Source organism: Mycobacterium timonense, from assembly GCF_025821985.1.
Taxonomy (GTDB): domain Bacteria; phylum Actinomycetota; class Actinomycetes; order Mycobacteriales; family Mycobacteriaceae; genus Mycobacterium; species Mycobacterium avium.
In genome coordinates this window covers 1-11,539 of record NZ_JACKSY010000100.1, presented here as the reverse complement: position 1 = coordinate 11,539, position 11,539 = coordinate 1, and the positions used below count along the sequence as shown (strand labels likewise).

Sequence of the window (11,539 nt, the reverse complement as noted above, 5' to 3'; positions counted from 1 at the left end):
CGCGGGCAACCCGCAAAGAATCGCCGGAGTCGGCCGACACGCTGATTGACCTCGCGCAGGTACAGTTTGGCCATGACCGTTCTGTCCCGCGGCGCCCGGGTCCGGCGCGGCGGCCGCAGGCCGGGTTGGGTGCTCTTGACCGCGTTGCTGGTCCTCGCGATGGGGGCCAGTTCCGCATTGGTTTTCACCAATCGGGTGGAACTCCTCAAGCTCGCTGTAATCCTGGCGCTGTGGGCCGCAGTCGCCGGCGCTTTCGTCTCCGTGCTGTATCGCCGCCAAAGCGACGCCGACCAGTCCCGCGTCCGCGACCTCAAACTGGTCTACGACCTGCAGCTGGACCGCGAGATCTCGGCCCGGCGCGAATACGAGCTCACGGTGGAGTCCCAGCTGCGCCGCGAGCTCGCCTCCGAGCTGCGCGCCCAGGCCGCCGACGACCTGGCCGAGCTGCGCGCCGAGCTGAGCGCCCTGCGGACCAGCCTGGAAATCTTGTTCGACACCGACCTGGGGCAGCGCCCGGCGCTCGGGGCGTTCGAGGGCGAGCCGCAACCCGAGCGGGCGTACAGCGAGTGGGAGCGCAACGGCGAGAACCCCCGCGACACGCCGGTGGATTGGGTGCCCAGCGATCGGGTGACCTCGGCACCCCAGGAGCATCCGCCCGGACGGCACGACGAGACGGCCATCATCGACGTGCCCGAGGAGCCGCTGATGCCGCCCCGCCCGCAGCAGCCAGCGCCGCCGCGGCGCGAGCGTCCCCGCTACCAGGAGCCCCCGGGGCCGACGGAGCCGCGGTTCGAGCCCCGGTATCAACCCCCGCCGGCCGCCGCCGCGACGCCACCTCCGCCGGAAACGCCGCCGGATCCCCCGCGCGAGCCCCAGCCGGAACCGCAACCCGAACCCCAGCCCCAGCCGCAGGGCCGCGACTGGCAGCCCGTGGGCGCCGAGGGGCAGTGGTTGCCGCCCGGATCACCGGGCAGCAACTGGGCCGGCGCCGACGCGGAGTCGACGGGTGGACGCCGGCGCGCGCGGCATTCGGGCGCCGACGAGGCCTGGGATGGCATGCCCGTGGAGCCCGTGCCCCCGCCGCCGTACGCCGAGTCCGGTCGCCGGGCCCGCTCGCGCCATTCCGCGGAGTACCGCGACTACGGGGTGCGCAACTTCGCGCCCGGCAGCGAGCCGCCGGCCGGACCGGCCCCCGCGCCGCCTCCGCCCGCCGCGGCCACACCGCCGCCCCCGGCCGCTCCGGCGCCGTCCGGACCGGCCGCCGGTGCACCCCCACCACCGCGGCTGGCGCCGCCGCCGGCCGCCGAGCACACGCCGCGGCACGGCGGGGAGCCGGAACCGGCCGACCCGCGGCGGGCGCGGGACGCCTCCGGCACCGGGGGCCAGTCGGTGGCCGACCTGCTGGCCCGGCTGCAGGTGCAGCCGTCCGAGGGCGGCCGGCGCCGGCGCCGCGAGGGCTGAGCTGGGAGCTTCCTCACATTGGGGGATGCGACCTGATCGACTAGGATTCGAGTGACCGAACGGTACCCACCTGCGTGGGACCGGAACGAACCAGAAATCTGTGAGGTCGTCTGCGATGGTGCAGTTCGACGGTCTGCGCCCGGCCAGGCTCAAGGTGGGCATCATCTCGGCCGGCCGGGTGGGCACCGCGCTCGGTGTCGCGCTGGAGCGCGCGGACCACGTCGTGGTGGCGTGCAGCGCCATCTCCCATGCGTCCCGGCAGCGGGCGCAGCGCCGGCTGCCCGACACCCCGGTGGCCACGCCGCCGGAGGTGGCGGCCGGTGCCGAGCTGTTGCTGCTGGCGGTTCCCGACAGCGAACTCGCCGGCCTGGTCTCCGGTTTGGCGGCGACGGAGGCGGTGCGGGCCGGGACCATCGTGGCCCACACCTCGGGCGCCAACGGGGTGGGCATCCTCGCGCCGCTGACCCGGCAGGGCTGCATCCCGCTGGCGATCCACCCGGCGATGACGTTCACCGGCTCCGACGAGGACATCAGCCGGCTGCCGGACACCTGCTTCGGCATCACGGCGGCCGACGAGGTCGGCTACGCGATCGCCCAGTCGCTGGTGCTGGAGATGGGCGGGGAGCCGTTCAGCGTCGCCGAGGACGCCCGCGTGCTCTACCACGCCGCGCTGGCGCACGCGAGCAACCACCTCGTGACGGTGCTGTCCGACGCACTCGAGGCGTTGCGGGCCGCGCTGCGCGGCAGCGAACTGCTCGGCCAGCAGACCGTCGACGAGCAGCCCGGCGGCATCGCCGAACGCATCGTCGGGCCACTGGCCCGGGCCGCGCTGGAGAACACCCTGCAGCGCGGGCAGGCCGCGCTCACCGGCCCGGTCGCGCGCGGCGACGCGGCCGCGGTGGCCGGGCATCTGGCCGCGCTGCACCGGGTGGCACCCGAGCTGGCACAGGCCTATCGGGTCAACGCCCTGCGCACCGCCCAGCGGGCGCACGCTCCCCAGGAGGTCGTCGAGGTGCTGGCACCGTGAAACCCGCCTTCACCGCGGGCGAACTCAACACCTACACCAGCCCGGGCGACGTCACCGCCGTCAGCCGCGCGCTGCGCCACACCGGCCGCCGGGTGATGCTGGTGCCCACCATGGGTGCGCTGCACGACGGCCACCTCGCGCTGGTGCGGGCGGCCAAGCGGGTGCCCGGTTCGGTGGTGGTGGTGTCGATCTTCGTCAACCCGCTGCAATTCAGCGCCGGCGAAGACCTGGACGCCTACCCCCGCACCCTGGACGACGACCTGGCGCTACTGCGCTCCGAGGGCGTCGAAATCGCCTTCACCCCAACGGCCGCGGCGATGTACCCAAATGGTTTGCGCACCACCGTGCAGCCCGGCCCGCTGGCCGCCGAGCTGGAGGGCGGGCCCCGGCCGACGCATTTCGCCGGCGTGCTGACCGTCGTGTGCAAGCTGCTGCAGATCGTGCGCCCCGACCGAATCTTCTTCGGCGAGAAGGACTACCAGCAGCTGGTGATGATCCGTCAGATGGTCGCCGACCTCAACATCGACGTGCAGGTGGTCGGGGTGCCTACCGTGCGGGAGGCCGACGGCCTGGCGATGTCGTCGCGCAACCGCTACCTGGACGCCACGCAACGCGAACTGGCCGTGACGCTTTCGGCGGCCCTGACCGCCGGCGCGCACGCCGCCCACCTGGGCGGTGCGGCCGCGCTGCGGGCCGCGCGGGCGGTGCTGGACGCCGTGCCCGAGCTCACCGTCGACTATCTCGAGCTGCGCGACGCCGGGCTGGGCCCGGCACCCGCCCACGGCTCGGCGCGGCTGCTGGTCGCCGCCCGGCTGGGCAACACCCGACTGCTGGACAACATCGAAATGCAGATCGAAACACCCGCCGGCACCGCTGGGCCGGACGGCGACCGCCAATACGCCCAATCACCTTGGAGGAATTGATGTTACGGACGATGCTCAAGTCGAAGATCCATCGGGCCACCGTCACGCAGGCCGACCTGCACTACGTGGGCTCGGTGACCATCGACGCCGACCTGATGGACGCCGCCGACCTGCTCGAGGGCGAACAGGTGACCATCGTCGACATCGACAACGGCGCCCGGCTGGTCACCTACGCGATCACCGGTGAGCGTGGCAGCGGGGTGATCGGGATCAACGGTGCCGCAGCGCATCTGGTCCACCCGGGCGATCTGGTCATCCTGATCGCCTACGGGACCATGGAGGAGGCCGAGGCGCGGGCGTATCAGCCGCGGATCGTCTTCGTCGACGCCGACAACAAGCCGGTCGACCTCGGCCACGATCCGGCATTCGTGCCGGACTTCGAGATAGCAGGGGCGGCCGAGTTGCTCGATCCCCGGATCGTTGCGCGGTAGCCGTGCTGCTGGCCATCGACGTCCGTAACACCCACACCGTCGTCGGGCTGATATCCGGTTCCAAAGAGCACGCAAAAGTGGTGCAGCAGTGGCGGATTCGCACCGAGTCGGAGATCACCGCCGACGAGCTGGCGCTGACCATCGACGGTTTGATCGGCGACGACTCGGAGCGGCTCACCGGCGCCGCCGCGCTGTCGACCGTGCCGTCGGTGCTGCACGAGGTGCGCCTCATGCTCGACCAGTACTGGCCGTCGGTGCCGCACGTGCTGATCGAGCCCGGGGTGCGCACCGGCATCCCGCTGCTGGTGGACAACCCCAAGGAAGTGGGCGCCGACCGGATCGTCAACTGCCTGGCCGCTTTTCACCGTTTCCAAAGCCCCGCCATCGTCATCGACTTCGGATCCTCGATCTGCGTGGACGTCGTGTCGGCCAAGGGCGAATTCCTGGGCGGCGCGATCGCGCCCGGACTGCAGGTCTCCTCCGATGCCGCCGCGGCCCGCTCCGCCGCGCTGCGCCGGGTCGAGCTGGCCCGTCCCCGCTCGGTGATCGGCAAGAACACCGTCGAATGCATGCAGGCGGGCGCGGTGTTCGGCTTCGCCGGGCTGGTCGACGGCCTGGTCGGGCGCATCCGCGAGGACGTGCCGGGATTCGGCGGCGACGACGTCGCGATCGTGGCCACCGGGCACACCGCGCCGCTGCTGCTGCCCGAACTGGACACCGTCAGCCACTACGACCAGCACCTGACCCTGCACGGCCTGCGGCTGGTTTTCGAACGCAACCGGGACGCGCAGCGCGGGCGGCTGAAAACGGCCCGGTGACGGCGTCGGCGCGGCCTGGCGGCCGCGTCATTTAAGCTGGCACGTCGTGAGTCCCGCCCCAGACGCCGACATTCCCGAGCAGTACCGGATCCGCCGGGACAAGCGCGCGCGGCTGCTCGCCGAGGGGCACGACCCGTACCCGGTCGCCGTCGAACGCACCCACACGCTGGCGCAGGTGCGCGCCGCCCACCCCGACCTGCCCGTCGACACCGCGACCGACGACGTGGTCGGCGTCGCCGGCCGGGTGATCTTCGCGCGCAACTCCGGCAAGCTGTGCTTCGCCACGCTGCAGGAGGGCGACGGCACCACCCTGCAGGTGATGGTCAGCCTGGACAAGGTGGGCCGCGAAGCCCTGGACGCGTGGAAGGCCGACGTCGACCTGGGCGACATCGTCTCCGTGCACGGCACCCTGATCAGCTCCCGGCGCGGCGAACTGTCCGTGCTCGCCGACTCGTGGCGGATGGCGTCCAAGTCGTTGCGTCCGCTGCCCGTCGCGCACAAGGAGATGAGCGAAGAGGCGCGGGTGCGGCAGCGCTACGTCGACCTGATCGTGCGCCCGCAGGCGCGCACGGTCGCCCGGCAGCGGATCGCGGTGATCCGGGCGATCCGCAACGCCTTGGAACGGCGCGGGTTTCTCGAAGTCGAAACCCCAATGTTGCAGACGCTGGCCGGGGGCGCGGCTGCACGGCCGTTCGTCACCCATTCCAACGCGCTCGACATCGATCTCTACCTGCGGATCGCCCCGGAACTGTTCCTCAAGCGCTGCGTCGTCGGTGGTTTCGATAAGGTTTTCGAACTAAATCGCGTGTTCCGAAACGAAGGTGCGGATTCCACCCATTCTCCGGAATTCTCCATGCTGGAGACCTACCAGGCCTACGGAACGTATGACGATTCGGCGGTGGTGACGCGCGAGCTTATTCAAGAGGTGGCCGACGAGGCCATCGGAACCCGACAACTACCGCTGCCCGACGGCAGCGTCTACGACATAGACGGAGAATGGGCTTCTATAGAAATGTACCCGTCGCTGTCGGCGGCGCTCGGTGAGGAGATCACCCCGCAGACCACGGTGGAAAAGCTGCTCGGCATCGCCGAGCGGCTGGGCGTCGAGATCCCCCGCGACCGCGGCTACGGGCACGGCAAGATCGTCGAGGAGCTGTGGGAGCACACCGTGGGCGACACGCTCACCGCGCCCACGTTCGTGCGGGATTTCCCGGTCGAGACAACGCCTTTGACGCGTCAGCACCGCAGCATCGACGGCGTCACCGAGAAATGGGACCTGTACGTGCGTGGGGTCGAGCTGGCCACCGGCTACTCGGAGTTGACCGATCCCGTGGTGCAGCGCGAGCGGTTCGCCGCCCAGGCGCGTGCGGCGGCCGCCGGCGACGACGAGGCCATGGTGCTCGACGAAGACTTTCTCGCCGCGCTCGAGTATGGGATGCCGCCCTGCACCGGAACGGGAATGGGTATCGACCGGTTGTTGATGACATTGACCGGGCTGTCAATTCGGGAGACAGTTTTGTTCCCCATCGTTCGGCCGCATTCGTAGTTGAAAGTGCAACGCCGCAGAAAGTCCAACCCTGCGGCGTCCGTACAGATTGAGTATGCTGCGCTGTTATGGCAGATTGGTGGCCGGGGAGGTCGATCCAATCTGCTCAGCAACTGCTCAGGACGAAATGCGAGGGTAAGCCAATGGCAAAAAAAGTGACCGTCACCTTGGTCGATGATTTCGACGGTGCCGGCGCAGCCGACGAAACAGTGGAATTCGGGCTTGACGGGGTGACCTACGAGATTGACCTTTCGTCCAAGAATGCCGCGAAACTTCGTAATGATCTGAAGCAATGGGTGGAAGCCGGCCGTCGCGTCGGCGGCCGCCGGCGCGGGCGCTCGGGCTCGGGACGCGGCCGCGGCGCCATCGACCGCGAGCAGAGCGCGGCGATCCGCGAATGGGCCCGTCGCAACGGGCACAACGTGTCGACCCGCGGCCGCATCCCGGCCGACGTCATCGACGCCTTCCACGCCGCAACCTGACCGTCCTGCAGCCGGCGCCCGGGCGTGCAGTCCGGGCGCCGGTTTGTCGTTTCGCTGGCCGCGAAATGGTCGGCGGGTGGCGCCGGAAACGAATTGGCGCGCCGCGGCGTTTCTTCAGTTACGCGCACAACGCCGCAGGCAGCCGCGGCCGTGATTGCATCGCAACGACGGCGCACGTCCGACTACGAGCAAGGCGGCGCAAGGTTAGGCCCGCCGGCAAGCCGACCATTACAGTGGATGGCAGGTACGCGATTCCGGCCACAAGGGACCGGCAGGGTTGCCAGAAGGGCCGCTAACAGGTTTGTACCGATGGTGAGGGAGAGCAGGTAACCACCGATGTTTGAACGATTTACCGACCGTGCCCGCAGGGTCGTCGTCTTGGCGCAAGAAGAGGCCCGGATGCTCAACCACAACTACATCGGCACCGAGCACATCCTGCTGGGTTTGATCCACGAGGGCGAGGGCGTGGCGGCCAAGTCGCTGGAGTCGCTGGGCATCTCGCTGGAGGGCGTCCGCAGCCAGGTCGAGGAGATCATCGGCCAGGGCCAGCAGGCGCCGTCCGGACACATCCCGTTCACCCCGCGCGCCAAGAAGGTGCTCGAGCTGAGCCTGCGCGAGGCGCTGCAGCTCGGCCACAACTACATCGGCACCGAGCACATTCTGCTGGGCCTGATCCGCGAGGGTGAGGGCGTGGCCGCCCAGGTGCTGGTCAAGCTGGGCGCCGAGCTGACCCGGGTGCGCCAGCAGGTGATCCAGCTGCTCTCCGGCTACCAGGGTAAGGAGGCCGCCGAGGCCGGCACCGGTGGGCGCGGCGGCGAGTCCGGCAGCCCATCCACGTCGTTGGTGCTCGACCAGTTCGGCCGCAACCTGACCGCCGCCGCGATGGAGGGCAAGCTGGACCCGGTCATCGGCCGCGAGAAGGAAATCGAGCGGGTGATGCAGGTGCTGAGCCGGCGCACCAAGAACAACCCGGTGCTGATCGGCGAGCCCGGCGTCGGCAAGACGGCCGTCGTCGAGGGCCTGGCGCAGGCCATCGTGCACGGCCAGGTGCCCGAGACGCTGAAGGACAAGCAGCTCTACACCCTGGACCTGGGTTCGCTGGTGGCGGGCTCGCGCTACCGCGGTGACTTCGAGGAGCGCCTGAAGAAGGTGCTCAAGGAGATCAACACCCGCGGCGACATCATCCTGTTCATCGACGAGCTGCACACGCTGGTCGGTGCGGGTGCCGCCGAGGGCGCGATCGACGCGGCCAGCATCCTCAAGCCGAAGCTGGCTCGCGGCGAGCTGCAGACCATCGGCGCCACCACGCTCGACGAGTACCGCAAGTACATCGAGAAGGACGCCGCGCTGGAGCGTCGGTTCCAGCCGGTGCAGGTGGGTGAGCCGACGGTGGAGCACACCATCGAGATCCTCAAGGGGCTGCGCGACCGCTACGAGGCGCACCACCGGGTGTCCATCACCGACTCGGCGATGGTGGCGGCCGCGACGCTGGCGGACCGCTACATCAATGACCGCTACCTGCCGGACAAGGCGATCGACCTGATCGATGAGGCGGGGGCGCGGATGCGGATCCGCCGGATGACCGCGCCGCCGGACCTGCGCGAGTTCGACGAGAAGATCGCCGAGGCGCGCCGGGAGAAGGAATCGGCGATAGACGCCCAGGACTTCGAGAAGGCGGCCAGCCTGCGCGACCGGGAGAAGCAGCTCGTCGCGCAGCGCGCCGAGCGCGAAAAGCAGTGGCGCTCCGGCGACCTCGACGTGGTCGCCGAGGTGGACGACGAGCAGATCGCCGAGGTGCTGGGCAACTGGACCGGCATCCCGGTGTTCAAGCTGACCGAGGCCGAGACCACGCGCCTGCTGCGCATGGAGGACGAGCTGCACAAGCGGATCATCGGCCAGGAGGACGCCGTCAAAGCGGTCTCCAAGGCGATCCGCCGCACCCGCGCCGGGTTGAAGGACCCCAAGCGGCCGTCGGGCTCGTTCATCTTCGCCGGCCCGTCCGGTGTCGGTAAGACCGAGCTGTCCAAGGCGCTGGCCAACTTCCTGTTCGGCGACGACGACGCGCTCATCCAGATCGACATGGGCGAGTTCCACGACCGGTTCACCGCCTCGCGGCTGTTCGGCGCCCCGCCGGGATACGTCGGCTACGAGGAGGGCGGCCAGCTCACCGAGAAGGTGCGGCGCAAGCCGTTCTCGGTGGTGCTGTTCGACGAGATCGAGAAGGCTCACCAGGAGATCTACAACAGCCTGTTGCAGGTCCTCGAGGACGGCCGGCTCACCGACGGCCAGGGCCGCACGGTCGACTTCAAGAACACCGTGCTGATCTTCACCTCGAACCTCGGCACGTCCGACATCTCCAAGCCGGTCGGCCTGGGCTTCACCCAGGGTGGCGGTGAGAACAACTACGAGCGGATGAAGCAGAAGGTCAACGACGAGCTGAAGAAGCACTTCCGCCCGGAGTTCCTCAACCGCATCGACGACATCATCGTCTTCCACCAGCTGACTCGCGACGAGATCATCCGGATGGTCGACCTGATGATCACCCGGGTCGCCGGCCAGCTCAAGAGCAAGGACATGGACCTGGTGCTCACCGACAAGGCCAAGGCCCTGCTGGCCAAGCGCGGCTTCGACCCGGTGCTGGGTGCCCGCCCGCTGCGGCGCACCATCCAGCGCGAGATCGAGGACCAGCTCTCCGAGAAGATCCTCTTCGAGGAGGTCGGGCCCGGTCAGATCGTCACGGTCGACGTCGACAACTGGGACGGCGAAAGCGCCGGCGAGGACGCGGTGTTCACCTTCACCGGTACCCGCAAGCCGCCGGCCGAGCCGGACCTGGCCAAGGCCGGGGCGCACAGCGCCGACCCGCAGTAGCGCATCAACGGAAACGGGCGGTGGTCTTCCGGGACTGCCGCCCGTTTTCGCTGTGCTCTACACTGACGGCTGTCATCGACGTGCCACGGAATTTGGTGAAACTCCAAAACGGTCGCGCCACTGTCCACAGTCAGACCCGAGGCCCGTCATCCCCCACGGGGACGCGTAATCCCCGGAAGGAGTCGATTGTGTCCCACCCGCAGCCGACGCGCAGCCGCACCAGGTCGGTCGATCTGTCCGCCGCCGGAACCGCGCTCTTCCTGGCCGCCACCGTCTTTTTCGCGTTGCTGGCGCTCTACCTCGTCGGCGTCGAGCAGGGGGCGGTGTCGCTGTTCGGCAGCGACTCGCACGTGCACGAATTCATGCACGACGCCCGGCACCTGCTCGGCTTCCCCTGCCACTAACGGGGGAGCGGCAGCGTGGAAAAACGCCTGATCGGGGCCGGCCTGCTGGCGGGCGCCGTCGGGGCGGTGCTGGCGTTCGTGTTTGCCCGGCTGTGCGCCGAACCCGTCATCGCCCGCGCCATCGCCTTTGAGGACGGCCGCGCCGACGCGGAGAACGCGCACGGCGTGCACGAGCATGGCGCCGAGTTGTTCAGCCGTGGGGTGCAATCGGGACCCGGCCTGGGGTTCGGGGTGCTGATCTTCGGCCTGGCCATGGGCGCGTTGTTCGCGGTGCTATTCAGCGTGGTCTATGCGCGCACGGAAAGCATTTCCCCGCAAGCGCTTTCGCTGCTGTTGGCGGCCGGTGCGTTCGGTGCGGTGTACCTGGTGCCGTTCGTGAAGTATCCGCCGAACCCGCCGGCGGTCGGTCAGGCCGACACCATCGGCGCGCGCACCGGCTGGTATCTGGCGCTGGTCGCGGCGTCGGCGGCGCTGACGATCGGCGTGGTGTGGCTGGCGCGCCGGCTGGAGGCCCGGCTCGGCCCGTGGAACGCGCGGCTGCTTTCGGCCGCGGCGTATCTGGTGGCGATCGTCGCGGTGGCGGTGCTGGCGCCGTCGGTGGACGAGACGCCGGCGCCGCTGCGCGATGCCGCCGGCGCCATCGTCTATCCGGGGTTCCCCGCCGACGTGCTCTACGAATTCCGGCTGGTGTCGCTGGCCGCGCAGCTGGTGCTGTGGGCGGGCATCGGCCTGGTTTTCGCGGCGGTCAGCGGGCGGCTGCTCGGGGCGCGGGCGCCACGCGTGCCGGCGTGACCGGGGTCGTGCGGCTGACGCTCGTTTCGCATGGCATGACGGATGCCATGGCGGACGGGCGTTTTCCCGCCGACGAGCCGCTGAACGAGCTGGGCCGCCGTCAGGTGCAAGCTATCACCGCCCAATTCGGTAGTGCTGCAAGGTATTTCGTCGCACCCGAGCTGCGCGCCCGGCAGACCGCGGGGCTGCTCGGCTGCGACGGGGCAGCCGAACCGCTGCTGGCCGACCTGGATTGCGGGCGGTGGCGCGGGCGGGCGCTGCAGGCCGTGGACCAAGCCGACCTGGCGGCGTGGCTGAGCGATCCGGCCGGGGCGCCGCACGGTGGCGAGTCGATCGCCGACCTGATCGAGCGGGCGTCGCGTTGGTTGAATGCGTTGACCGCCAACCCCTTACGCACCGCGGCGGTGACGCATCCGGCGGTGATCCGGGCGGCGATCGCGGCGGCGCTGGACGCCGACCCGGCGTCGTTTTGGCGCGTCGATGTCGCACCGGCGGCCTGCGTCGTCATGCATCACCGGGGCGGTCGGTGGACGCTGCGGTTGTGAGTCGTTACGCCGCCCGCGCTGCGGGACCATGCGGCTTCTCGCAACGGCGATAGCGCCGACGCTATCCGAGCGAGACACCACGACCCGACCCATCGGGACGGCGTACGCCAAACTTGACACCTGACTTTTATCACTGTCGGCGATCCGGCGGTTGTGTAGGGCTGTGACCTGTGTCTTCGGTTGTGGCCTGGTGCGGATTTGTGCACTAGCCGGTGGGCCGTAGGGTGCCTGCGTGGCCTATG

The 11,539-nt window shown here is 69.7% G+C and carries 11 protein-coding genes; all 11 read left to right on the top strand.

Features of this window, described 5'->3' with window-relative positions:
- Window positions 1-72: 72 nt before the first annotated feature.
- The 11 genes from H7I87_RS22065 (at window position 73) to H7I87_RS22015 (ending at window position 11,297) form a co-directional block, all read left to right on the top strand.
- Window positions 73-1,461 carry a DUF6779 domain-containing protein gene (locus H7I87_RS22065; RefSeq protein WP_033725389.1) on the top strand — a complete coding sequence of 463 codons (1,389 nt, stop codon included), beginning with the start codon at window positions 73-75 and terminating at the stop codon, window positions 1,459-1,461.
- 115 nt (window positions 1,462-1,576) lie between these two features.
- The gene (locus H7I87_RS22060) at window positions 1,577-2,488 is read left to right on the top strand and encodes a Rossmann-like and DUF2520 domain-containing protein (protein WP_011723635.1); all 912 of its coding nucleotides are present in this window, start codon (window positions 1,577-1,579) and stop codon (window positions 2,486-2,488) included.
- On the top strand, window positions 2,485-3,411 hold the full coding sequence (gene panC, locus H7I87_RS22055; RefSeq protein ID WP_011723636.1) for a pantoate--beta-alanine ligase: 927 nt from the start codon (window positions 2,485-2,487) through the stop codon (window positions 3,409-3,411). The genes H7I87_RS22060 and panC overlap by 4 nt, the downstream gene beginning before the upstream one ends.
- Window positions 3,411-3,842, top strand: a complete 432-nt coding sequence (panD, locus tag H7I87_RS22050; protein ID WP_003875613.1) for an aspartate 1-decarboxylase — start codon at window positions 3,411-3,413, stop codon at window positions 3,840-3,842. The genes panC and panD overlap by 1 nt, the downstream gene beginning before the upstream one ends.
- A 2-nt stretch (window positions 3,843-3,844) precedes the next feature.
- Entirely contained in the window at window positions 3,845-4,660 is an 816-nt protein-coding gene (locus H7I87_RS22045) for a type III pantothenate kinase (RefSeq protein ID WP_003875614.1), read from the top strand.
- A gap of 46 nt (window positions 4,661-4,706) precedes the next feature.
- The gene (gene lysS / locus H7I87_RS22040) at window positions 4,707-6,206 is read left to right on the top strand and encodes a lysine--tRNA ligase (protein ID WP_009974742.1); all 1,500 of its coding nucleotides are present in this window, start codon (window positions 4,707-4,709) and stop codon (window positions 6,204-6,206) included.
- A 143-nt stretch (window positions 6,207-6,349) separates the two neighbouring features.
- Window positions 6,350-6,688, top strand: a complete 339-nt coding sequence (gene lsr2 / locus H7I87_RS22035; protein WP_003875617.1) for a histone-like nucleoid-structuring protein Lsr2 — start codon at window positions 6,350-6,352, stop codon at window positions 6,686-6,688.
- A gap of 336 nt (window positions 6,689-7,024) precedes the next feature.
- Window positions 7,025-9,556: an ATP-dependent protease ATP-binding subunit ClpC gene (gene clpC1 / locus H7I87_RS22030; protein ID WP_019684762.1), complete on the top strand. Its 2,532-nt coding sequence runs from the start codon at window positions 7,025-7,027 to the stop codon at window positions 9,554-9,556.
- A gap of 188 nt (window positions 9,557-9,744) precedes the next feature.
- On the top strand, window positions 9,745-9,960 hold the full coding sequence (locus H7I87_RS22025; protein ID WP_011723638.1) for a CbtB domain-containing protein: 216 nt from the start codon (window positions 9,745-9,747) through the stop codon (window positions 9,958-9,960).
- 15 nt (window positions 9,961-9,975) lie between these two features.
- The gene (locus tag H7I87_RS22020; RefSeq protein WP_011723639.1) at window positions 9,976-10,752 is read left to right on the top strand and encodes a CbtA family protein; all 777 of its coding nucleotides are present in this window, start codon (window positions 9,976-9,978) and stop codon (window positions 10,750-10,752) included.
- Complete coding sequence (locus H7I87_RS22015; RefSeq protein ID WP_063967141.1) at window positions 10,749-11,297, top strand: histidine phosphatase family protein; 549 nt, start codon at window positions 10,749-10,751, stop codon at window positions 11,295-11,297. Before H7I87_RS22020 ends, H7I87_RS22015 begins: the two co-directional genes overlap by 4 nt.
- The last annotated feature ends 242 nt before the right edge of the window (window positions 11,298-11,539 follow it).